18 protein-coding genes and 1 pseudogene are annotated in these 21,356 nt (G+C 71.2%); 10 read left to right on the forward strand and 9 right to left on the reverse strand.

Translation table 11 applies throughout. The features are described from left to right. Positions 1-248: 248 nt before the first annotated feature. The 4 genes and pseudogenes from RCR19_RS21255 to RCR19_RS21270 all read right to left on the reverse strand — a co-directional run bounded on the left by RCR19_RS21255 (position 249) and on the right by RCR19_RS21270 (position 4,610). Complete coding sequence (locus RCR19_RS21255; RefSeq protein WP_331266570.1) at positions 249-743, reverse strand: cupin domain-containing protein; 495 nt, start codon at positions 741-743, stop codon at positions 249-251. A 68-nt stretch (positions 744-811) separates the two neighbouring features. After that, positions 812-978: pseudogene (locus tag RCR19_RS21260) on the reverse strand (NADP-dependent oxidoreductase); the annotation flags it as partial. Positions 979-1,583: 605 nt separating this feature from the next. Continuing rightward, positions 1,584-3,251 (reverse strand): IclR family transcriptional regulator C-terminal domain-containing protein, encoded by a 1,668-nt coding sequence (locus RCR19_RS21265; RefSeq protein WP_331266571.1) that lies wholly within the window; start codon positions 3,249-3,251, stop codon positions 1,584-1,586. Positions 3,252-3,338: 87 nt separating this feature from the next. Further along, positions 3,339-4,610: a M6 family metalloprotease domain-containing protein gene (locus tag RCR19_RS21270; protein ID WP_331266572.1), complete on the reverse strand. Its 1,272-nt coding sequence runs from the start codon at positions 4,608-4,610 to the stop codon at positions 3,339-3,341. A gap of 362 nt (positions 4,611-4,972) precedes the next feature. Between RCR19_RS21270 and RCR19_RS21275 the strand changes: the two genes are divergently transcribed. Both RCR19_RS21275 and RCR19_RS21280 read left to right on the forward strand, forming a co-directional pair. Next, positions 4,973-5,617, forward strand: coding sequence for a TetR/AcrR family transcriptional regulator (locus tag RCR19_RS21275; RefSeq protein WP_059130636.1), 645 nt, complete (start codon positions 4,973-4,975; stop codon positions 5,615-5,617). A 209-nt stretch (positions 5,618-5,826) separates the two neighbouring features. Next, complete coding sequence (locus RCR19_RS21280; protein ID WP_059130637.1) at positions 5,827-7,368, forward strand: MFS transporter; 1,542 nt, start codon at positions 5,827-5,829, stop codon at positions 7,366-7,368. Positions 7,369-7,549: 181 nt separating this feature from the next. On the opposite strand, the gene RCR19_RS21285 is transcribed toward RCR19_RS21280, so the two are convergent. Next, entirely contained in the window at positions 7,550-8,053 is a 504-nt protein-coding gene (locus RCR19_RS21285) for a MarR family transcriptional regulator (RefSeq protein WP_331266573.1), read from the reverse strand. Positions 8,054-8,155: 102 nt separating this feature from the next. On the opposite strand from RCR19_RS21285, the gene RCR19_RS21290 reads away from it, so the two are divergent. Further along, complete coding sequence (locus tag RCR19_RS21290) at positions 8,156-8,962, forward strand: class III extradiol ring-cleavage dioxygenase (protein ID WP_331266574.1); 807 nt, start codon at positions 8,156-8,158, stop codon at positions 8,960-8,962. A gap of 111 nt (positions 8,963-9,073) precedes the next feature. Here the strand turns inward: RCR19_RS21290 and RCR19_RS21295 are convergent, their stop codons facing one another. Continuing rightward, a complete protein-coding gene (locus tag RCR19_RS21295; RefSeq protein WP_331266575.1) occupies positions 9,074-9,592 on the reverse strand; it encodes a GNAT family N-acetyltransferase in 519 nt (172 codons plus the stop codon). A 169-nt stretch (positions 9,593-9,761) separates the two neighbouring features. Between RCR19_RS21295 and RCR19_RS21300 the strand changes: the two genes are divergently transcribed. Together RCR19_RS21300 and RCR19_RS21305 are read left to right on the forward strand one after the other, a co-directional pair. Then, positions 9,762-10,760, forward strand: a complete 999-nt coding sequence (locus tag RCR19_RS21300; RefSeq protein ID WP_331266576.1) for a sigma-70 family RNA polymerase sigma factor — start codon at positions 9,762-9,764, stop codon at positions 10,758-10,760. Positions 10,761-11,127: 367 nt separating this feature from the next. After that, positions 11,128-11,799 (forward strand): TetR family transcriptional regulator, encoded by a 672-nt coding sequence (locus RCR19_RS21305; RefSeq protein WP_331269507.1) that lies wholly within the window; start codon positions 11,128-11,130, stop codon positions 11,797-11,799. A gap of 10 nt (positions 11,800-11,809) precedes the next feature. Here the strand turns inward: RCR19_RS21305 and RCR19_RS21310 are convergent, their stop codons facing one another. Next, positions 11,810-12,784 (reverse strand): YafY family protein, encoded by a 975-nt coding sequence (locus RCR19_RS21310; protein ID WP_331266577.1) that lies wholly within the window; start codon positions 12,782-12,784, stop codon positions 11,810-11,812. Positions 12,785-12,846: 62 nt separating this feature from the next. Here RCR19_RS21310 and RCR19_RS21315 point away from each other — a divergent pair, with 62 nt between their 5' ends. The 5 genes from RCR19_RS21315 to RCR19_RS21335 all read left to right on the forward strand — a co-directional run bounded on the left by RCR19_RS21315 (position 12,847) and on the right by RCR19_RS21335 (position 19,039). After that, positions 12,847-14,373, forward strand: coding sequence for an MFS transporter (locus RCR19_RS21315; protein WP_331266578.1), 1,527 nt, complete (start codon positions 12,847-12,849; stop codon positions 14,371-14,373). 214 nt (positions 14,374-14,587) lie between these two features. Then, positions 14,588-15,349, forward strand: coding sequence for a DeoR/GlpR family DNA-binding transcription regulator (locus RCR19_RS21320; RefSeq protein WP_331266579.1), 762 nt, complete (start codon positions 14,588-14,590; stop codon positions 15,347-15,349). Beyond that, positions 15,346-16,299, forward strand: a complete 954-nt coding sequence (gene pfkB / locus RCR19_RS21325) for a 1-phosphofructokinase (protein ID WP_331266580.1) — start codon at positions 15,346-15,348, stop codon at positions 16,297-16,299. Before RCR19_RS21320 ends, pfkB begins: the two co-directional genes overlap by 4 nt. Positions 16,300-16,477: 178 nt before the next feature. Continuing rightward, a complete protein-coding gene (locus tag RCR19_RS21330) occupies positions 16,478-18,562 on the forward strand; it encodes a fructose-specific PTS transporter subunit EIIC (RefSeq protein ID WP_331266581.1) in 2,085 nt (694 codons plus the stop codon). A gap of 219 nt (positions 18,563-18,781) precedes the next feature. After that, positions 18,782-19,039 carry a hypothetical protein gene (locus RCR19_RS21335; protein ID WP_059130647.1) on the forward strand — a complete coding sequence of 86 codons (258 nt, stop codon included), beginning with the start codon at positions 18,782-18,784 and terminating at the stop codon, positions 19,037-19,039. Positions 19,040-19,089: 50 nt separating this feature from the next. On the opposite strand, the gene RCR19_RS21340 is transcribed toward RCR19_RS21335, so the two are convergent. Both RCR19_RS21340 and RCR19_RS21345 read right to left on the reverse strand, forming a co-directional pair. Then, entirely contained in the window at positions 19,090-19,839 is a 750-nt protein-coding gene (locus RCR19_RS21340) for a DUF6227 family protein (protein ID WP_059130648.1), read from the reverse strand. 157 nt (positions 19,840-19,996) lie between these two features. After that, positions 19,997-21,220 carry an Ig-like domain-containing protein gene (locus RCR19_RS21345; protein ID WP_331269508.1) on the reverse strand — a complete coding sequence of 408 codons (1,224 nt, stop codon included), beginning with the start codon at positions 21,218-21,220 and terminating at the stop codon, positions 19,997-19,999. Between the last annotated feature and the right edge of the window lie 136 nt (positions 21,221-21,356).

The following is a 21,356-nucleotide window of genomic DNA, read 5'->3' on the forward strand; positions in this document are numbered from 1 at the left end:
GGACCGGCTGCTCCGCGCTGCCTTCGGGTGGCCTCTCGCGTGGTGTGCGGGGACGAAGTCGAGGGCGGGGAGGTGCCGGGTTTCGACGGCGCAGGGAGTGTTCGGACTCCGGTGATGCCAGTCAGCCGGCCGATCCGGCACGGGCAGGTGGCCTGCGGCACCGTCTCAGTACAGGGCCTGCTCGGCCAGGTGCATCCGCATCCACAACCGCACCGGCCCCGAGCCGCACGCAACAGGACGACCCGCGGTCAGCCCCGCGTGGAGCTCGTGCCCTGGGTCGGGGCGTCCTCGGTCTTGAGTTTGTCTCCCGTGTTGGAGATGAAGATGACCAGCAGTTTCGCCGGCTTGGTCGAGCTTGTGTTCTCCGTGAGTACATGGTGGGCGCCCGGCGGTTCGACCCAGTACTGGCCCTGGTGGTACTCGTGCGCCTGCTCCCCGGCAAGCCGGCTGCGTACCGTGCCCTGGAGCACATACGCGTAGACGAAGGCCGCGCCGTGCCGATGCGGCAGGGCGTGTGAACCGGGCGGGAAGTCCACGATCGCCGAGGTGAACGTCTTGCCCGCCACGTTCGTCAGCGGTAGTTCGAGTACGGGCGTCAGCGTCTCGGTCGGGCGCGGAGAGGCCACGGCGGCGGCCGGCGCCGCCTGAGGTGCCGGGGCACGGTCTGCCGCGGTGGAGCACACGATGGCCGTGGCCGCTATCCCGGCAGCCAGAACGCCTCCTGTGATCCGCATTCCGATCATGATTGCTCTCCTTCTTCTGTTCTCGTCCGACCTCGTCCGCCCTCTTCTTCAGTCCCTGGCCGCGCGGTCCGATCGGTCCGGGCCCCCGGCCGGTCCACTCCAGCTCTCCTCGGGTGAACCCCGTGGCGTGTACCCGTACGGCGACATCGTTCTCGGCCAGTGGGGGGTGGGGCAGCTCCGTCGAGGACTGTCCGGCGGCACCGGCCTCACGGTCTCGAACGGTGACGGCTTGCATGACAGGTTCTCCCGTCGTCGCGGGATCGGAAGCGGGTGGACGCGTGCGGTCCCGCGCGGGCGCCTCGCACGGGCGCCTCGCACGGGCGGACTCGCTCCCGCGAACGGCCGTGTGGTGGAGCGTGGTCGGCAAGAAACCGGTACAGGTGACTTCGGCATCCGTGAGCACGGCATCGACCGCGGCGTATGTGCCGTGCGCTCCCGGCGTTCATGGGATCACGACACCGGCGAGCCCGCAGCTTCAGCGGCGCGCACACGTCCGGCATCTGCGGAACGCGTGACCGCTCCGCGGAAGGTCCGGCAGGGCTCAGGAGCCGTCGTCACCCCGGTGATGCAACCCGCCCCACCGGCCGTCTCGGCTCGTCGTCCGGGAGAACGCGAACGGGTGATGCCCGGTGCTCGTCGCCCGCCGAGCGCACGTCGGTGCCGCTCGGCACTGTCGCCGGACCGGGCGTCATACGCACGCGTGCGTCGTGTGCCGGACGGCAACTCGTCCCGGTCGAGCAGCAACTGACGGCGGGCCCGGGGCTCGACCCCAGGCGGAGACAGGTGTGCGAGGTACGGTGATCACCGGTGCGGCCGTACGGATCGCCGGCAGGAGCGTCGTCAGATGCTCGGCACCTTCCTGAATCGCCCCGCCACATGCAGGTCCGCCTCGATCCGTGCCGCCGTCGCGCGCAGTTCCGGCAGCAGCTCGGCCACGCACTCCTCGATCGTGCGGCGGCTGCTGTGCATGGCGATGTTCACCGCGGCGACCACTTTGCCCCCGCGGTCCCGCAACGGCACCGCGATCGACCGCAGGCCTTCCTCCAACTCCTCGTCGACCAGGGCGTATCCCTCGCGCCGGACGCGGTCGAGCGCCGCCCTCAGTTCGTCCGGGTCCGTGACCGTGCGCGACGTCAGGGAGGTCACCTCGGGCAGCTTCGGTTCCGTCTGGTCCGCCAGCATCACCCGGCCCAGTGACGTCGGATACGCCGGCAGCCGGGTGCCGACCGTGAAGTTGACACTCATGATGCGACTGGGCGCGACCCGGGCCGTGTACTGGATCTCGTCGCCCGCCAGTACCGCCAGCGAGGTCGACTCGAGCACCTGCTCGGACAGGGCCGCCAGATGGGGGGCCGCGATGTCCGGCAGCGTGACCCGGGAAAGGGAGGGGTAGCCGAGGCCCAGGACGTGCGGGGTGAGCCGGAAGACGCGGTCGTGCGCGGTGACGTATCCGAGGTGCTCCAGTGTGATCAGCGCCCGCCGTGCCGTCGCCCGCGCCAGCCCCGTCGCCTCGGCCACCTCGGTGAGCGTCAGTTCGGCGCGCCCTTCGCCGAAGGACGTGATCACCGTCAGTCCGCGGGCCAGCGACTCCACGAACTCCCGTCCGAGCTCCTGCTTGGACGCCCCGGTCCAGGTCGCGAGTCCGGACGGCGCGTCGGGGGCGGCGGGCGGCGCCTCGTGCAGCTCCCGTTCCATCGCCGCCACCGCCGAGCTCAGCCGGGGCAGCAGAGTCCCGTGCAGATCGTCCGCGGAGTGGCGGCTCGTATGACTGACCACGCTGACCACACATGCGATCCGGCCGTCCGCCTTCCTGACGGGCATGGCGAGCGCCACCAGACCCGGCTCGATCAGCTGGTCGTCCAGCGCCCAGCCCTGGTCGCGGGCCTGCCGGGTGCGCTCCTCGAAATCGTCGCCGAGGGCGCTGCCGCCGGACCCGGGCAGTGGGCGGCTGCGCAGCGGCACGGCGGGGAAGCCGCGGTCCTCGGGGTCCGCGGCCCGCCGCTCGTGCCAGCGCTTCCAGTCCGCCTCGTCCCACTCCGTGGCGAACAGCGGTCCGGGGGCGGTCCGCTCCGCGGGCAGCAGATCTCCGATGCGGAAGCTCAGGGACATCGCGCGGCGGCGGGTCGCCTGGTGGATGAAGCGGATGCCGTCCCGGTCGGCGACGGCGAGCGACACCGATTCGTCGAGATCGTCGGCGAGCGCGTCCGCGTGCGGATCCAGCAGTTTCGGCAGCCGCAGCGCAGCCAGGTAGGCATTGCCCAGTTCCATCAGCCGTGGCGCGACGACGGCGTCCCGGCCGTCGAGTCGTACATAGCCCATGCGGGCCAGCGTCGCCGTGATCCGGTCGACCGTGGACCGGGCGAGCCCACTGGCCCGCTCCAGAGCGCTGAGGCTGCAGCTGCCGTCCGTGTCGGTGAGCCGCCGCAGCACGGTGAGCCCTCGCATCAGGGGCGTGACGGCTTCGGCGGGGGCGGCCGAGTCCTGGGCGGGCATGGCGTTCGGGCGCATGAGGTCACGGTAATGCCGGTCAGGCCGCCTGCGCCGGGTATGCCCGCGCCGTGCGCCGCACCGCGCCCCGGGATGTCCGGGGATCGCTCACCGGCGTGTCACGCGGACGCGGAAGTTCCCGGAATCGTCACGGTCAAGGACGGTGACCACGATCCCCGTCTTCGGGTCCGTGAAGCTCTGACCGGGGAGGAAGGTGGCGTCGGACATTTCGGCCTGGACGTTGGGGCTGTGGGTGCAGCCGCCGCTGTCGGGCTGGGCGTCGTGGACGGTGATGGGCCCGTTGCCGGTGTCGACGTCGGCGTCGACGCGGTAGACGAGGATGCCGGGCCGGCACATCGTCGCGTCGTTGCCCGCGCGGGTGCGCAGTTCGAGGGCGAATCCGGCTCTGGAGCTGATCGGTACGAAGACCAGTTTGCGGCCGCCCGCGAGGCCCAGCGGGGTCAGCGTGTACTCGCTGGTGCCGCGGGTGCTGACGCAGCTGACCTGGGAGTCCGCGAGCCAGCCCAGCTTCCACTTGTGCCAGGCCAGCAGGTCGTTGTCGGCACCCCAGTCCTCGCTCATGATGTCCCAGTGGCCGACGGCCGCCCCGCCCTCCTGGGTGTAGAGGTCGGGCAGGCCGAAGGTGTGGCTGTTCTCGTGCGGCAGGACCCGGTAGCCGGTCCGGGCGTAGGAGCCCGAGCCGTCGTCCTGGCGGCTGTAGATGAAGGACGCGTTGGACAGCGGCACGCCGTCGGCTATGGGGGCGTCGGTGTTGCCGGCGAAGGTCACCGACAGGACCGTGTCCAGGGCCGAGGGGCCCGCGTTCGGCGTCACGAGTACGTTCAGCAGGTCGTAGCGGCGGAAGTCCACCTCGGGGTCGGCGGCGGCCACGATGTCCTGCACCAGCCGGCGGTAGCCGGGGTCGAAGGGGGCTCCGCGCTCCAGACCGTACGCCGAGAAGGGCTTGGGCATCCGCAGCCAGTGCTGTATCGGGGCCTCGGGGCGGTAGTCGAGCCGGCCGTAGGAGCTGGTCGTGAACCACTTCCGGGTCTGCGGGAAGAACTCCCCGAACCGGTCCATCGCGCCGCCCTGCCCGGGAGCGTCGGAGAAGTCGACCATCAGGTTCAGGGCGTGGACGGTGCCGGTGGAGCGGACGTACCCGGCGGGGGTCGGGATGCCCTCCGGCATCTGGACGCTGCTGCTGCCGTGGATCATGCAGGCGCGCAGTGCTTCGCGGGCCGGTGCGACGGGTCCCGGTGTCGTGGAGCCGGTGATGAGGTGTCCGGTGCCGGCGGAGGTGGAGACCGCGAGTGTCAGAACGGCGACCGAGGCCAGCGAGGCGACGCGGCGGGAGCGTATCCGGCGGCGGGACAACTGCATGCGGTGACCCCTCGCTGCAAGGCAGCCGCCCGTCACCGACTGCACCCTTGCGCTCACCCTGTGCCGAGGGGAGTTCGGGCGCGCGCTGGGGCAGCCCGAACGAGGGTTCAGGGGTGCGGGAGGGGTGACGGTGCGACGGCTGCGGGAGGGGTGTGCGAGGGCGTCGGCGGCCGGCGCGGACGGGCCGGTGCGGCGCCCGGGCCGCCGTTCCACCGACCGGGTGAGGCGTGTGTCCCACGTCACAGAAAATCCGGGCCGGGGCGGGAAATAACCGGGGACCGATTCCCCGTTTAGACCTGTGTCCGAGCGAAACGGGGACCCAGTCCCCGGAACGCGTTTCCACTCCACCCGAGGAGTACGCCGTGCAGACCGCGCCCCCAGTGCCGCGCCGAGTGACCCGGCCGCGTGCCGATGCTCTGCGCAACCGGGAGCGGATCGTCACCGCGGCCCGGGAGATGTTCGTCGAGTTCGGCCCCGAGGTGCCGTTCGACGAGATCGCCCGCAGGGCCGGGGTCGGCAATGCCACGGTGTACCGCAACTTCCCCGACCGTGACGCACTCGCCCGCGAGGTCGTCTGTTGGGTCATGGATCGAACGGCCGAGGACGCCGAACGGGCCCTCGCCGAGAGCGGCGATGCCTTCGAGGCGCTGTCGCACTTCGTGCACGCTGCCGCCGACGAACGGATCAGCGCGCTGTGTCCGATGGCGGCCAGCGCGTTCGACGAGCACCACCCCGATCTGGAAGCGGCACGTGAACGGGTCGAGCGACTGATCGTCGAGCTCATGGACCGCGCCCGCGCGGCCGGGCAGCTCCGCCCCGACATCGGCGTCGGGGATCTGATGATCGCCGTCGCACAGCTGAGCAGGCCTCCGGCCGGCACCGGCTGTGTGAGCCTCGACCGCTTCGTCCACCGCCATCTGCAGCTGTTCCTGGACGGTCTGCGGGCTCCGGCCCGCTCCGAACTGCCGGGTACGGCCGCGACCATGGAGGATCTGCGCCAGTCCTGAGCGACGAGTTCAACGGGCGCCGCCCGTCCGCACGACACCAGACAGCTGTGACAGACGCCGGACAGCTGTGACATGACAGGCGTCCCAGCCGTCACCGTCGACGGGCCACGCCTTCCCGCCCTCCCTTCCGCCTGCCCTCTTTCCGCACGATCCCTTTTCGCTCCCGAGTCCTGACTTTTCCGTCACGAAGTCCCGAAGTGGATACCTCCATGTCTGAAACAGCCCGAAACATCCCGGGCGCCTCCGCCCCCGACCCGAGTCGCTGGCGGGCCCTCGTCTTCATCGCACTCGCCCAGCTGATGGTCGTCCTCGACGCCACCATCGTGAACATCGCGCTTCCGTCCGCCCAGCAGGACCTGGGGATATCCGACGGCAACCGCCAGTGGGTGGTGACCGCCTACGCCCTGGCCTTCGGTGGTCTGCTGCTCTTCGGCGGCCGTGTCGCGGACCTGTGGGGCCGTAAGCGCGCCTTCGTCATCGGCCTCGGCGGCTTCGCCCTCGCCTCCGCGCTCGGCGGTGCCGCGCAGAGCGGCGCGATGATGTTCGGCTCCCGTGCCCTCCAGGGCATCTTCGGCGCACTCCTCGCCCCTGCCGCGCTCTCCCTGCTCGCGGTCATGTTCACGGACGCCAAGGAGCGCGCCAAGGCGTTCGGCATCTACGGTGCGATCGCCGGTGGCGGTGGCGCCGTCGGCCTGATCCTCGGTGGCTTCCTCACCGAGTACCTGGACTGGCGCTGGACGTTCTTCGTCAACATCCCCTTCGCCGTTGTCGCGGCGGCGGGCGCCTACTTGGTCATCCGGGAGCCGGAGGGCGGCCGCAACCGCTCGCCGCTCGACATCCCGGGTGTCATCCTCTCCACCCTCGGTCTGGTCTCGCTCGTCTACGGCTTCACGCGTGCCGAGTCGGACGGCTGGGGCGACTCCATGACGGTCGGCCTGTTCGTCGCGTCCGCGGTGCTGCTCGTGGCCTTCGTGATCACCGAGGCCAAGGTCAAGGCTCCGCTGCTGCCGCTGCGTGTCATCACCGACCGCAACCGCGGCGGTGTCTACCTCTCCCTCGGTCTCGCGATCATCGCGATGTTCGGCACGTTCCTCTTCCTGACCTACTACCTGCAGGTCGTGAAGGGCTTCTCGCCGGTCAAGACCGGCTTCGCCTTCCTGCCCATGATCGCGGGCATGATCACGGGCTCGACCCAGATCGGCGCCCGGCTGATGACCCGTGTGCCGGCGCGGCTGCTGATGGGCCCCGGATTCCTGGTCGCGGCCGCCGGTATGTTCCTGCTGGCCCAGATCGAGCTCGATTCGGCCTACGCGGCCCTGATCCTGCCGGCCATGCTGCTGCTCGGCCTCGGCATGGGTACGGCGTTCATGCCGGCCATGGCCCTGGCCACGCACGGCGTGCAGCCGCGGGACGCAGGTGTCGCCTCCGCGATGGTCAACACCTCGCAGCAGGTGGGCGGCGCGATCGGCACGGCCCTGCTGAACACGATCGCGGCCTCGGCGACCACGTCCTACATCAAGGACCACATCGCGACCGCCACCTCGAAGTCGCAGTCGCAGCTGGTCCAGCTGCAGGGACAGGTGCACGGCTACGCGAGCGCGATCTGGTTCGCCGTCGGCATCCTCGTGGTGGCCGCGGCCATCGCCCTGACCCTCGTCAACGCCGGCCGCCCCGGCGCGGCGTCGGTCTCCGGCCAGGACACGGGCACGGGCGCCGAGGACGAGCTGCACGTTCCGGTGGTCGCCCACTGACCGTGGCCGGTGGTCGTCCGTCCACCGGCAGGTCACGGGAGTGAGCCCGAGGGGCTTGGCCCCGAAGGCGAGCCGGACACCACGGACGAGGGCCGGGACGCCTCGTCCGAGCACTCCGGGTGTGCCCCGGCCCCCGCGGGGGCCGGGGCACACCCGTGTCGGCGCCGATCCGCCCGGTGGCTCAGCGCAGCCAGGGCAGGTCGGCGCCCGCCTCCGAGGGCTGCAGACCCTCGGCGATGATCGACATGATCTCGCCGAGGGACTTCTGCTGTTCGGGGGTGAGCCGGTCGAAGAGGGCCTGGCGCACGGCGGCCACATGCCCCGGCGCGGTGTCCGACAGCACCGCGTATCCCTGGTCGGTGAGGACCGCGAGCTGCCCGCGCTTGTCCGAAGGGCAGTCCTCGCGCCGCACCCAGCCGTTCTTCTCGAGGCGGGCGACGGCATGCGAGAGCCGGGAGCGCGTGATCTTCGCCCGCATGGCCAGCTCCGTCATCCGCAGCCGCCGCTGCGGCGCCTCGGCGAGCTGGACGAGCAGTCCGTAGTACACGTGCGGCATGCCCGCGTCGCGCTGGAGCTGGCGGTCGAGGTGGTCCTCGAGAAGAGTGACGGCGTGCATGTACGCACGCCAGATGCGCTGCTCCTCGTCGGTGAGCCAGCGTGTGTCATCAGCGGGTGCCGTCGTCATGGGACCACTCTACGAGGCTCCTTCTTGAAGGTTAAACAAGTGCGGAGTAGGCTGACGGATATAACTTGAGACTTCAAGCAAGTCGCGAAGGGAGTGGCCGCCATGCCCGCCGTCACCGAGGAGCGCACCGTGCCCGAGCGCATGCCCGCCCTCTATCTGAGCCATGGCGCACCCCCGCTCGCCGACGACCCGGTCTGGCCCGGCCAGCTCGCCGCCTGGTCCGCGGACCTGCCCCGCCCCAAGGCGATCCTGGTGGTGTCCGCCCACTGGGAGGAGGCGCCGCTGGCGCTCGGCGCCGTGGAGACGGTCCCGCTGGTCTACGACTTCTGGGGCTTCCCCGAGCACTACTACCGGGTGCGGTACGGGGCCCCGGGCGCCCCCGAACTCGCCGAAGTGGTGCGCAAGCTGCTGCGCGCCCCCGGCATCCCCGTACAGGACGTGCCGGAACGCGGTCTCGACCACGGCGCGTACGTTCCGCTGGTCGAGATGTATCCGGGGGCCGACATCCCGGTCCTTCAGGTCTCCATGCCGACCCTCGATCCGCTGAGGCTCATGGAGATCGGCCGGAAGCTGGCGCCGTTGCGCGACGAGGGCGTCCTGATCCTCGGTTCGGGATTCTTCACCCACAACCTGGCGGCCCTGCGGCAGCCGGGCGGGGGAGTGCCGGGCTGGTCGGCGGAGTTCGACGACTGGGGGCACCGCGCGCTGGAGGCCGGCGACGTCGACTCGCTCGTCGACTTCGTCCGCAAGTCCCCGGCGGGCCGCCTGGCCCACCCCCGCACGGAGCACTTCGCCCCGCTGTTCGTGACCCTGGGCGCGGCGGACGCGACCGGTGAGCTCGACGCGCAGAAGTCGGTGATCGACGGGTTCTGGATGGGTCTGGCGAAGCGGTCGGTGCAGTTCGGCTGACCGTCGGCGGGGGTCCGGGCGGCCACCGGAACTTCGCGGACGCGACGGCGGGCGGCGGCATGCATGGCCGCCCGCCTTCCGCACGAGCGCGGCGCGCGCAGGGCTCCGCCGTCAGAGCTCCTTCTCGTACCAGGCCACGTCCCAGTAGCGGCCGAACTTGTACCCCACCTCGCGGTATGTGCCGATGTGCCGGAAGCCCAGGCGCTCGTGCAGTCGCACGGACGCCTCGTTGGGCTGGGCGATGCCCGCGTACGCCCGGTGCAGGTCCTGCCCGGCGAGGGACTCGAAGAGGGCACTGTAGAGACGTGTGCCGACGCCGCGTCCCGTGGCCTGCGGGGCGAGGTAGACCGTGACCTCCACCGAGGTCGCGTACGCCGGCTTCGGCCGGAAGGCGCTGGATGTGGCGTACCCGAGAATCGTCCCCGATTCGGGCTCCGTGGCAACCATCAGGCGGTGCGGCCCGTCTTCAGGATGGGAGAGCAGCCAGGGACGTCGCTCCTGCGGGGTGAAGACCGCGGTGTCGAAGGTGATGGGCGTCTCGCGCACATAGTGGTTGTAGAGGTCGGTGAGGGCCCCGAGGTCGCTCTCGACTCCCGGCCTGACCTGCACCTCTCTGAATTCGGACAGCATCCGGCCTCCCTGGTGGCGGCACAGGGTACTGCATGATCAGAAAAATTGAGGGGCCCGTTGGGAATTCTGTCCTGATTCCAGTCGTTGTTTCCATCGGATGCAGGGCACCCGGGAGGGTGACCGAAGCGTCACAGGACCACCGCCAGCCCACCATCGCAAGGGAGCACGCATGGCAACCCGTGCCGTCGCCCGTCGCAAGTCCGCCGAGAGCGAGACCGTCGACGCGGCTAACAGTGTTCGCGCCCATGGCGGCGAGATCGCCGATCGCGACCTGGTCGGCATGTACCTCGACGAGATCGCTCGCACGCCGCTGCTCGACGCCGCGAGGGAGGTCGAGCTGTCCCAGGTCATCGAGGCGGGTGTGTTCGCACGCCAGATCCTCGACGGGGAGGAGAAGGCCAAGGCCGAGGCCACCCCTGAGGAGCTCGAGGCCCTGGTCGCCGCCGGCGAGCGGGCCAAGGACATCTTCATCCGCTCGAACCTCCGGCTCGTCGTCGCCGTGGCGCGGCGCTACCCGCGCAGCGGTCTCCCGCTGCTCGACCTGATCCAGGAAGGCAACGCGGGGCTGGTGCGCGCGGTCGAGAAGTTCGACTACCGCAAGGGCTTCAAGTTCTCGACCTACGCGACCTGGTGGATCCGTCAGGCGATCACGCGGTCCATCGCGGACCAGTCCCGGACCATCCGGCTGCCCGTGCACCTGGTCGAGGAGCTGGGCCGGATCCGCCGTGTCCAGCGGGAGTTCAACCGTGAGCACGGGCGCGACCCCGAGCCGGCCGAGATCGCGGCCGAGTTGGACTCCTCGGCGGACCGCGTCAGCGACGTCCTCGACTGGGCCCGTGACCCGGTCTCCCTGAACATGTCGGTGGACGACGAGGGCGAGACCCAGTTCGGCGACCTGCTGGAGGACACCTCCGCGGTGTCCCCGGAGCAGTCGGTGCTCACGCTGCTGCGCAGCGAGGAACTGGACGACCTGATCGGACGGCTCGACGAGCGGACGGCCTCGATCATCAAGATGCGGTACGGCATCGAGGACGGCCGGGAGCGCACGCTCACGGAGGTGGGCAAGGAGCACGGACTGACGCGTGAGCGCATCCGGCAGATCGAGAAGCACGCGCTGCTGGAGCTGAAGAAGCTCGCGCGGCAGACGGGCTTCGACGCGGCGGCCTGACGGCTTCCGCCCGGGCGGCCGACGGCGACGCCACCCCCCGGGCGGCCCGCCGCGCCGCACGGACTTGGCGCGTTCCGTCGCTTCAACCCGCCGGGTCCGGGGCACAAGACCTCCAGGTCCCGCAGGGCACGGGCCGCATCGTGCGGCCCCCACGAGCCGAGTCCCGACGCACCTCCCCCCGGTGCCGGGGCTCTCCCGAGCCGGGCTTCGGCGCCACTCCCCCCTGGCGCCGGGGCCCGGCTCCTTTACTGCCCCGCCGCGGGCGGCAGAAATCGACGGGCCGCCCCGGACCTGAACCCCGGGGCGGCCACGAATGGCAGATTGTGCCACAGCGGCATAACCTGCCGTCGTGACCGGTACCAAGCGTATGACCGGGGCGTCCTCCGGCCGTACGGCGCAAGACCCCGAGGCCCTGTCGCTCACCGAACGACGCAAGGCGGCGACCCGGATGGAGATCGCCCGGGCCGCGGCAGGGCTCTTCATGGCCGACGGCCTGCGCGCCACCCGCGCGGAGGACATCGCCCGTGCCGCCGGGGTCGCACCGCGCACCTTCTACCGGTACTTCGCGACCAAGGAGGAGGCGCTCGCCCCGCTGTTCTCGGCGGGTGCGCACCAGTGGGCGCAGGCCGTCCGCGACGCCCCCGCGGACCTCTCCGTCGCCGAGGCCCTGCATCACGCGGTGGTCCACACCCTGACCCCCGGGGTCGGAGTCTCCGCGAGGTCCCTCCAGTGGGTGCGCGCCCTGCTGCGCCTCACCGGCCCCAACCCCGCGCTCACCAAGGTGTGGGCCGAGATCTGCCAGGCGGGGGAGCAGGAACTCGCCGAGGTGCTGGCGGCGCGTACCCAGGGAGGTGACGAGGCGTCGGTGGACATCACCCCCGCTCTCCGCTTCGCCGCCGCCCTCGCCAGTGCCTCCGTGCGCGTGGCGGTGGAGAGTTGGGCCGCGGGCAACGAATCGGCCGCCGGCCCGAACGGTCCGGCCTGCCTCGCCGTCCGTAACCTGGAGGCCCTGCGGGACTTCGTGTGGGAGATCGGCTGAGCCCCGTCTCTCAGGGCTGCGGCGCCTGCGCCGCCCGGCCGAGTAGCTCACCCAGTTCCCTTGTCCGCGTGATGAGTTGCTCCGGGCGATGCACCGTGAACTCGCAGCCGACCATGGCGAGCCGCACCGCGAGCCACTCCACGGAGTCGCTCGCCGCGCCGCGCAGCCGGCACTCACCCTCGCCGAGCGGCTCCGGCGGCTCGAACCAGTGGGGCAGGCGGGCGGCGACCAGCTCCGCCGGTGCGGCGAAGGTCGCCTCGAACTCGTATGTCTCCTGCCGCCGGTACACCGACCGGCGCAGATACTCCGCCGCGCTCCCCGTCGGCAGTTCGCGCGGCGCGAACCGGGCGCCCGTCGCCGACGGCTCGGCGACCCGGTCGACCCGGAACGTCCGCCAGTCGTCCCGCTCGAGGTCGTAGGCGACGAGGTACCAGCGGCGTCCCGTCGAGACCAGCCGGTACGGCTCGGTCAGACGCCGTGACCGGGTTCCGTCCCCGGAGCGGTAGCCGAACCGCAGCCGCTCGTGGCCCGCGATCGTCGAGGCCATCACGGTCAGTGTCTCGGGCGCGATGCTCGCCCCGTCACCACTGGTCAGATGAGTGGTGGCGGCCTGGAGCGTGGCGACGCGATGGCGCAGCCGGGCCGGCAGCACCTGCTCCAGCTTGGCCAGGGCCCGCACGGACGCCTCGTCGACGCCCTCGACCGCATGTCCGGCGCCGGCCCGCAGCCCGACCGCGATCGCCACGGCCTCCTCGTCGTCGAGCACGAGCGGCGGCATGGCCTTCCCCGCGACCAGCCGGTATCCGCCGTCGGCGCCCTTGGTGGCCTGGACCGGGTAGCCCAGCTCGCGCAGCCGGTCGATGTCCCGGCGGACCGTGCGCCGGGAGACTCCGAGCCGCTCGGCGAGCTCGCCGCCCGGCCATTCGCGCGGGGTCTGGAGCAGGGAGAGCAACTGCAGGAGCCGGGCGGGAGTGTCCGTCGTCATGAATCCGAGGATGCCGCAGAACTAGGACACGATTCGACCTAATGGCGTCCTAACGTCGGGCCATGACCTCCACCGAGAGCACACTCAGCAGCACCGCGGCCGGCGGCGCGGGCGACCGAAGGCGTTGGTTCGCGCTCGCCATCGTGATGACCGCGGCCTTCATGGATCTGGTCGACGTCACGATCGTCAACATCGCGATCCCGTCGATCCAGCGGGACGCGGGCGCGTCCTTCGGCCAGATCCAGTGGATCACCGCGGGGTACGCGCTCGCCTTCGCCGCCGGGCTCATCACCGGCGGCCGGCTCGGCGACATCCACGGGCGCAAGCGCCTCTTCCTGATCGGCATAGGCGGCTTCACGCTCGCCTCGGCGCTGTGCGGCTTCGCGGCGAACCCGGAGATGCTCGTCGCCTCGCGGATCCTGCAGGGCGCGATGGCCGCGCTGATGGTGCCGCAGGTGCTGTCGATCGTGCACGCCACCTTCCCGGCACACGAGCGGGGCAAGGTCTTCGGCCTCTTCGGCGCGATCGTCGGCCTCGGAGCCGTCTCCGGACCGCTCCTCGGCGCACTGCTGACCGAGTGGAACCTCTTCGGCCTCGAGTGGCGGCCCATCTTCCTGATCAACCTGCCGGTCGGTGTCGGTGCCTTGCTTCTGGGCCGGCGTTTCATCGCGGAGTCCCGGGCGCCGCGGGCCCTGCGCCTCGACCTCGTCGGCGTCGCCCTGGTCACGCTGGGTCTGCTGATGCTGCTCTACCCGCTCACGCGCGGTCGTGAGCTGGGCTGGCCGCTGTGGGGGTACGCGTCGATGGCGGGAGCGCTCGTCGTCTTCGCGGTGCTCGTGGCCTACGAGAGGCACAAGAGCCGGCGGGACGGCTCCCCGCTGGTCGAACTCTCCCTCTTCCGCGTGAAGAGCTTCGCGGCGGGCATCGCGGTGCAGACAGTCTTCGGCGTCAGCCTCGGGATCTTCTTCCTGGTGTGGACGCTGTACATGCAGGTCGGCCTGGGCTGGAGCGCGCTGCGGGCGGGCCTGACGGGTGTGCCGTTCTCGCTCGCGGTCTCCACCGCGGCCGGGATGTCCGTGCAGAAGCTGGTCCCGCGCTTCGGCCGCAAGGTGCTTCAGGCCGGCGCGCTGGTGATGGCGGTGGGTGTGCTCCTCTACATCTGGGAGTCCGATCGGTACGGCCTCGCCATAGCGTCCTGGCAGATGGCCCTGCCCCTCGTGGTGATGGGGGCCGGAATGGGGCTCATCGTCGCGCCGCTGACGGACGCGGTCCTGTCCGATGTGCCGCAGGAGCACTCCGGTTCGGCCTCCGGCCTGATCAACACGGTGCAGCAGATGGGCAACGCGCTGGGTCTCGGCCTGGTGTCGGTGGTCTTCTTCGGGCGGATCGCCGACCGCTTGGCCCCGGCGCAGATGGGACCGGCCTTCGTGCACGCCTTCCAGTACGCGCTGGGCTGGGTGGCGGCCGTACTGGGGGTGATCTTCCTGCTGATGTTCGCCCTGCCGAAGCGGCCGGCGCAGCACATGGAGGGGGCGCCGGACACGGAGGAGGAGCAGGCCGGGGAGCCGGAGCCGGTGCTCGTCAGCTGAGCGGTGGTCGTCTCCCGAGCGGTGGTCGACGGCGCCCGGCGGTCGCGTTCTGCGCGAGACCGCCGGGCGCAGCCGCGTGTGGCGGCACAGCCCGCACAAGGCCCCGGGCCCGTTTATGTCCGGATCCATGCCCGAACCCGTTTACTTTTCAGCAATCCAGACGTAGCCTCCCAGGGAAACCACACGTTCGGGCACGAGGCGGAGGCGAACGGACATGTACGCACCGGAGCGGCAGCAGGAGATCCTCCGGCTCGCCCGTGACGGCGGGCGGGTGGACGTGGTGTCCCTGGCCGAGGAGTTCCAGGTCACGGCGGAAACGATCCGGCGCGATCTGAAGGCCCTGGACCGGGCCGGACTGGTGCGCCGGGTGCACGGCGGTGCCATACCCGTCGGACGCCTGGACTTCGAGCCCGACCTCGCGGAACGGGAGTCCACCGCGGCCGACGAGAAGGACCGGATCGCGAAGGCGGCCCTCGCGGAGCTGCCGGGCGAGGGCACGATGATCCTCGACGCCGGCTCGAGCGTCGCCCGGCTGGCCGGCGCCGTCCCCCTGGACGCGACGCTCACGGTGGTCACGCACAGCCTGCCCACAGCGGCCCGCCTCGCGGACCACCCCGGTATCCAGCTCCATCTGGTGGGCGGGCGCGTACGGCACCGCACGCGCGCCGCCGTGGACGCCTGGGCGCTGCGCGCGTACGGCGAGATCCGCGCCGACGTGGCGTTCATCGCGGCCAACGGCTTCTCCGCCGATCACGGACTGACCACGCCCGATCTCGCCGAGGCCGCCGTCAAGCGCGCCGCGATCCGCGCCGCACGCCGCGTGGTGCTGCTGGCCGACTCCTCCAAGCACGGTCAGGAGCACTTCGCCCGGTTCGGCGAGCTCGGCGACGTGGACCTGCTCATCACCGACAGCGGGCTGAGCCCCGAGGACGCCGCCGCGATCGAGAGCGGCGGCACGGAAGTAGTGCGCGCATGATCCTCACCGTCACCCCGAACCCTTCCCTCGACCGCACCTACGAGGTCCCCTCCCTCGGCCGCGGTGAGGTCATCCGCGCCACCGGCGAACGGATGGACCCGGGCGGCAAGGGCGTGAACGTCTCGCGGGCGGTCGCGGCCGCGGGGCGGCGCACGGTCGCCGTCCTGCCCCTGGGCGGCGCGCCGGGTGCGCTCGTCGCCGATCTGCTGCACGCACAGGGCATCGAGGTCGCGCCCGTCCCGATCGCCGGTGCCACCCGCTCCAACATCTCGGTCGCCGAGCCCGACGGCGCCCTCACCAAGATCAACGCACCCGGTCCCGAGCTCTCCGCCGCCGAGGCCGAACTCCTGCTGGAGACGGTCCGCGAGCAGTACCGCGCGGCCGAGACCGGCTGGGTCACCTGCTGCGGCAGCCTCCCGCGCGGCCTGGCCCCCTCCTGGTACACGGACCTGGTGGCCCGCGCCCATGCGGCCGGGGCCCGGATCGCACTGGACACCTCGGGGCCCGCCCTGCGGGAGGCGTTGCGGGAACGCCCCGACGTGGTGAAGCCGAACGCCGAGGAACTCGCCGAGACCGTAGGACGTCCCCTCGCCACGGTGGGCGACGCGGTGAAGGCCGCGGAGGAACTGCGCGAGCTGGGCGCGGGCGCCGTGCTGGCAAGCCTCGGTGCGGACGGCCAGCTGCTCGTGTCGGCCGACGGTGTCTGGTTCGGCAGCGCGCGCGTCGACGTCGTACGCAGCAACGTCGGCGCAGGTGACGCCTCCCTCGCAGGTTTCCTGATCGCCGGCGGCAGCGGCCCGAAGGCACTGGCCTCCGCCGTCGCCCACGGTGCCGCCGCGGTCCAGCTGCCCGGCAGCGTGATGCCGACCCCGGCCGATCTGGATCCGTCCGCCGTGACGGTCACGTCGGAGGTGCCCGTGGACCGCGTTCTCACGGAGCCCGCGTCATGACCGGAAGTCCCACATCCCTCGAACCGCGGCGGGAGCCGACCACTCCCACCGCCACCCGGAGGCGGGTCTCCCCCGGCCACCCGGCCGTCCCGCCCTCCGCCGTACCACCCCACCGCATACCCGTCCCCACCGACGCCCATGAGACCCCCCGGGCGATACGCGTGCGAAGGAGCCCGCGATGAGCGAGATGATCACCGCGGACCTGGTCGATCTCGACCTGTCCGCCGAAACCAAGGAGGCGGCGGCTCGCGCCCTCGCCGAGCGGATGGTGACCGAGGGCCGGGTGACCGACCTGGACGGCTTCCTCGCCGACGTCGCGGCGCGCGAGGCGCAGATGCCGACCGGGCTCGACGGCGGCATCGGCATCCCGCACTGCCGCAGCGAGCACGTCACCGAGCCGACCCTCGCCTTCGGGCGCAGCGCGCGGGGCATCGACTTCGGCGCCCCGGACGGTCCCGCCGACCTGATCTTCCTGATCGCCGCCCCGGCGGGTGCGGACGACGCCCATCTGACGATCCTGTCCTCCCTCGCCCGCCAGCTCATGAACGCCGAGTTCACGTCCGCGCTGCGGGCCGTGGACGACGCGGCGGCCGCGGCGGCACTCATCCGCGGGGACGAGGCGCCCGCGGCCGGGGCCGCGTCGTCCGGGGAGACGGTGCCGACGGGAACGGCCCCCTCCGGCGCAGCTGCGGACGGCGCGCCCCCCATGACGGATGCGCGCGCCGAGGACGGGACCGCCCCGCGGCCGGATGCCGCCGAAGGTCCGTTCAGGATCGTCGCCGTCACCTCCTGCCCCACCGGAATCGCGCACACGTACATGGCCGCCGAGTCGCTCGAGAACGCGGGCCGTGGAGCGGGCGTCGAAGTCGTCGTCGAGACTCAGGGTTCGGCCGGGTTCACCCGGCTCGACCCGGCCGTGATCGCGGCGGCGGACGGTGTGATCTTCGCCCATGACGTCCCCGTGCGGGACAAGGAGCGCTTCGCCGGGAAGCCGACCGTGGACGTCGGGGTGAAGGCGGGGATCAACCGCCCCGCCGAGCTCATCGCCGAGGTGCGCGGCAGGGCCGCCCGCGGCGAGGTGACCGCTGACGCCGCCGCGGGGACGCCGGTCGAGCGTTCCGGTGACGCCGGCGAGGGCTACGGCACCAGGCTGCGCAAGTGGTTGATGTCCGGTGTCAGTTACATGGTCCCGTTCGTCGCGGCGGGCGGACTGCTCATCGCCGTCGGCTTCGCGATCGGCGGCTACAGGATCAACAAGGCCCCGTCGGTCATGGACCACTTCGTGTGGACGCAGGCGGACAGTTGGGGTGCGCTGCTGTTCCAGATCGGCGGCGTGGCCTTCAACTTCCTCATCCCGGTCCTGGCCGGCTACATCGCCTACGGCATGGCGGACCGGCCGGGCCTTGTGCCCGGCTTCGTGGGCGGCTCGATCGCGCTCACCATCAACGCGGGCTTCCTCGGCGGTCTGGTGGCCGGTCTGCTCGCGGGCGGTGTGGTGATGGCGATCCAGCGGGTCAGGATCGCCCCTGCGCTGCGCGGCATCATGCCGGTGGTGGTGATCCCGCTGATCTCCTCGGCGGTCGTCGGGTTCCTGATGTTCGTGGTCGTCGGCAAACCCATCGCATCCGCGCAGAAGGGCATGACCGACTGGCTGAACGGCCTCTCCGGCGCCAACGCGATCCTGCTCGGCACGCTGCTGGGCCTGATGATGTGCTTCGACCTGGGCGGCCCGGTCAACAAGGTCGCCTACACCTTCGCGACGGCCGGGATCGCGGTCTCCGACCCGAGCGACTCGGCGATGAGGATCATGGCCGCGGTGATGGCCGCCGGTATGGTCCCGCCGCTGGCGATGGCACTGGCGACGACCGTGCGCGGCAGGCTCTTCACCCAGACCGAGCGGGAGAACGGCAAGGCCGCCTGGGTGCTCGGCGCCTCCTTCATCTCCGAGGGCGCCATCCCGTTCGCCGCGGCGGATCCGCTGCGCGTGATCCCCTCGTCGATGGTCGGCGGTGCGGTCACCGGCGCCCTGTCGATGTCCTTCGGAGCCACCCTGCGCGCCCCGCACGGCGGCATCTTCGTGGTCCCGCTGATCGGCAACCCGTTCCTCTACCTGGTCGCGATCGCCGCCGGCGTGTGCGTGACCACGGCCCTGGTGGTCGTTCTGAAGGGAATGCGCAGGCAGAGCCACGAGGCCGGCGGTAAGCAGGCGCCGGGAGCGGCGACAGTGGCGCTCGAAGAGTCCCAGCAGCCGGTCGCCGCCTGACCGCCCGGACATCGTCACGCCGCTCGGCCGCAACCCCTCCGAGGGGGTTGCGGCCGAGCCGCGTCGGGCGGGCTGTGGACACTGCGTGGCCCGCGTGGCGAGGGACCCGTTTCGAGGTGTCCATTGCGACCGCTCTGGGTACTTCGGGGCACTCGTCGTATCTGCGATATGCGTCACGGTCCGGGGCCAAAAGCCCGGATCGTGGTGTCTACTTGGGGCATGCCTGCCGACACGTCGATCTTCCAACTGCTGGGTGTGCCCTTGCTCGCCCTGGCGAGCGCAGTCTGGATCGTCTGTGCGGGCCGCATTCTGCGCCGCCGCCGCTACGAGGAGGCTGCCCGGCGTTACCGCAACAGGCTCGGTGCTCTTCCCCGTCAGCCGAAGCAGGGGCCGGCCGTGGAGTCCGTCGAACTCACCCCGGCCGAACGCGACGCCTTCGCGGGCCTCATGCGGCAGTTCGACGAGGGCCGCTCCTAGACCGTGTGCCCCGGAGGGTGCGCGCCGGGTCGGACGGGTGTCGCCCCGGGTCAGCCGAGCGTCGCCGCGCGCCGCTCCATCGCCTCCCGCGCCGCCTCCTCGGACGGATACACCTCGCACATGTGCCGGCCGTCGGGCGTCGCCGTGTGCTCGACCTCCCACAGGGACACCTCGCGGCCGTCCCGCAGCAGGAACGCATGCTCGTAGAGCGCGTAGGACAGACCTGCCTGGGCGGCCCGGGACGGACGGCCGAAGGCCTGTGTGATCTCGTGGGCGAGGGCGGAGCCCAGCAGTAACCTCGCGAGATCACCGTCCGGGGGGTCCGGGTTCTCCGCCCGGCGCAGCAGCCGGCGCACGTGGTCGGCCGAGTCGTCCGGAGCGTACGCATGGCGGGGCTCGGGAACGGGCGAGGGCTGTACGAGCACGGGCAGTTCGAAGTCGGGGGTGTCCGGCGGCAGCGGCAGCCGGGACGTGGCGGCGCGCAGCTCCTCTTCGTCCACGTACACCTCGTGCTCCAGGTGACCGTCCGGCCCGGTGTTGTGCACGAGCTCCCACAGCGTGACCGCCGAACCGTCCGCGAGCAGCCATGTATGCCGGTAGGTTTCCCGGTGCAGCCCCGCGCTGTGGTGCGCGGAGTGCAGGGAACTGTCGTACGCCAGCGCGCAGTCGAGCCGCACCATCGTCTCGTCCGGCAGCTCGAAGGAGTTCAGGGCGCGGCCGAGGAGTCGCGCGAGGTGCTCCTCCGGAGCCTCGGGCGACTCGGCTGGCTCGTACGCCGCCGTCTCGTACGGAACGCTCAAGGTTTCTCCCGGCGTCGCTGCATGTCACCTTGTGGGTGCATACCGTAGCCCCTCGGTCGGACATCATGTCCGGGAACCGAGAAAACGTACGGTGGGAAAACGGACGGGCCGCGCGGTGTGTTCCCGCGCGACCCGATCGATCGTCATGCCGTGCTGGTCAGGCGGCACTTCCGGCGGTCCAGGTGCTCCATGGGACGTTCCAGCCGTTGAGTCCGTTGTCCGGTGCGACCGTCTTGTCGGGGGAGTTCTTGACGATCACGACGTCCCCGACGAGCGAGTTGTCGTAGAACCACTTGGCGGTCGAGTCGGCCCGCGCGCCCCGTACGTCCTGCATGCCGACGCAGCCGTGGCTCGTGCCCTCGCGGCCGAAGGGCGGGTTGCCCTTGTTGTACCAGTAGTTGCCGTGGATGAAGGTGCCCGAGGCGGTCAGCCGCATCGCGTGCGGCACGTCCGGTATGTCGTACTCGCCGCCCAGACCGACCGTCCTGCTGTTCATACGGGTCTGCACGAACTTCTCGGAGATCACCATCTGGCCGTTGTACGTGGTGTGCTGCGGGCTGCCCGACGAGATCGGAACCGTCCTGAGCGTCCCGCCGTCCCGTACGACCGTCATGGTCTGGGTCCGGACGTCGACCGTGGAGACCTGCGAGCGGCCGATGGTGAAGGACACGGTCTTCTTCTGCACCCCGTGGACGCCGTTCGCGCCCTCGACCCCGTCGAGGTCGATCTTCATCGTGACCTTGGAGCCGGCCTTCCAGTACTCCTCGGGCCTGAAGTCCAGCCGCTGCGCCCCGAACCAGTGCCCGACGACCTGCTGCCCGCTGCTGGAGGTCACCGTGATGTGGGACTGCACGCTCTTCTTGTTGCTGATCGCCTTGTCGAAGGTGAAGGACACCGGCATCCCGACGCCGACCGTCGTCCCGTTGTCGGGCGTGTACGTCCCGATGAAGCTGTCGGCAGATGTGACCGTGGTGAATATCGAGTTGGCGGCCGCCACACGGTTGTCCGCGTCCTTCGCCGTGGCCGAGATCTCGTACTTCGTCCCGCGCTCGAGCTGCTGCCCCGGCTTCCAGGACGTCCCGTCCGCGGACACCTCGCCGGGCACGGCCGTGCCGGCCCCGGCCACCGTCATCTTCACCTCCGTCAGCTTTCCGTCGCTGACCTTCACTCCGGTCGTATTGATCGACGCGCCGGTCGAACCGTCCTTCGCGGAGATGACGATCCTGGCGGCCGAGGTCTTGGGTGAGTCCTGCGCACCGGCCCCGTTCTTGTTGTTGTCGGCCTTGGCGTCGCCGCCGCAGGCGGTGAGGGTCAGGGCGCCGACCATCAGGGCGGCGCAGGCCGCCAGTACGCGCCGCGCTCGCATGTCCGGCGTTGTCACGGGCTTCTCCAGATTCGTCATGGTGTGGGGGTTCCGCTCGAGTACGTGGAGAAAGAGCGAATGCCACGACCACGGGTTCCCGCTCGTCGCCGTCTACGCCATCGCGTGACAGAACCGGGACAATCGCCTGCCCCGG

This window comes from Streptomyces sp. WAC07094 (assembly GCF_036320405.1).
Classification (GTDB): Bacteria; Actinomycetota; Actinomycetes; order Streptomycetales; family Streptomycetaceae; genus Streptomyces; species Streptomyces lannensis.

What these genes read in the sequence shown, in the direction of transcription:
- RCR19_RS21335 (WP_059130647.1), top strand. Translation starts at nt 18,782, where the DNA reads ATGCCTGCCGACACGTCGATCTTCCAACTGCTGGGTGTGCCCTTGCTC.
- RCR19_RS21320 (WP_331266579.1), top strand. Translation starts at nt 14,588, where the DNA reads ATGTACGCACCGGAGCGGCAGCAGGAGATCCTCCGGCTCGCCCGTGAC.
- RCR19_RS21270 (WP_331266572.1), bottom strand. Translation starts at nt 4,610, where the DNA reads ATGCAGTTGTCCCGCCGCCGGATACGCTCCCGCCGCGTCGCCTCGCTG.
- RCR19_RS21265 (WP_331266571.1), bottom strand. Translation starts at nt 3,251, where the DNA reads ATGCGCCCGAACGCCATGCCCGCCCAGGACTCGGCCGCCCCCGCCGAA.
- RCR19_RS21310 (WP_331266577.1), bottom strand. Translation starts at nt 12,784, where the DNA reads ATGACGACGGACACTCCCGCCCGGCTCCTGCAGTTGCTCTCCCTGCTC.
- RCR19_RS21305 (WP_331269507.1), top strand. Translation starts at nt 11,128, where the DNA reads ATGACCGGGGCGTCCTCCGGCCGTACGGCGCAAGACCCCGAGGCCCTG.
- RCR19_RS21285 (WP_331266573.1), bottom strand. Translation starts at nt 8,053, where the DNA reads ATGACGACGGCACCCGCTGATGACACACGCTGGCTCACCGACGAGGAG.
- RCR19_RS21295 (WP_331266575.1), bottom strand. Translation starts at nt 9,592, where the DNA reads ATGCTGTCCGAATTCAGAGAGGTGCAGGTCAGGCCGGGAGTCGAGAGC.
- pfkB (WP_331266580.1), top strand. Translation starts at nt 15,346, where the DNA reads ATGATCCTCACCGTCACCCCGAACCCTTCCCTCGACCGCACCTACGAG.
- RCR19_RS21300 (WP_331266576.1), top strand. Translation starts at nt 9,762, where the DNA reads ATGGCAACCCGTGCCGTCGCCCGTCGCAAGTCCGCCGAGAGCGAGACC.
- RCR19_RS21290 (WP_331266574.1), top strand. Translation starts at nt 8,156, where the DNA reads ATGCCCGCCGTCACCGAGGAGCGCACCGTGCCCGAGCGCATGCCCGCC.
- RCR19_RS21330 (WP_331266581.1), top strand. Translation starts at nt 16,478, where the DNA reads ATGAGCGAGATGATCACCGCGGACCTGGTCGATCTCGACCTGTCCGCC.
- RCR19_RS21315 (WP_331266578.1), top strand. Translation starts at nt 12,847, where the DNA reads ATGACCTCCACCGAGAGCACACTCAGCAGCACCGCGGCCGGCGGCGCG.
- RCR19_RS21255 (WP_331266570.1), bottom strand. Translation starts at nt 743, where the DNA reads ATGATCGGAATGCGGATCACAGGAGGCGTTCTGGCTGCCGGGATAGCG.
- RCR19_RS21280 (WP_059130637.1), top strand. Translation starts at nt 5,827, where the DNA reads ATGTCTGAAACAGCCCGAAACATCCCGGGCGCCTCCGCCCCCGACCCG.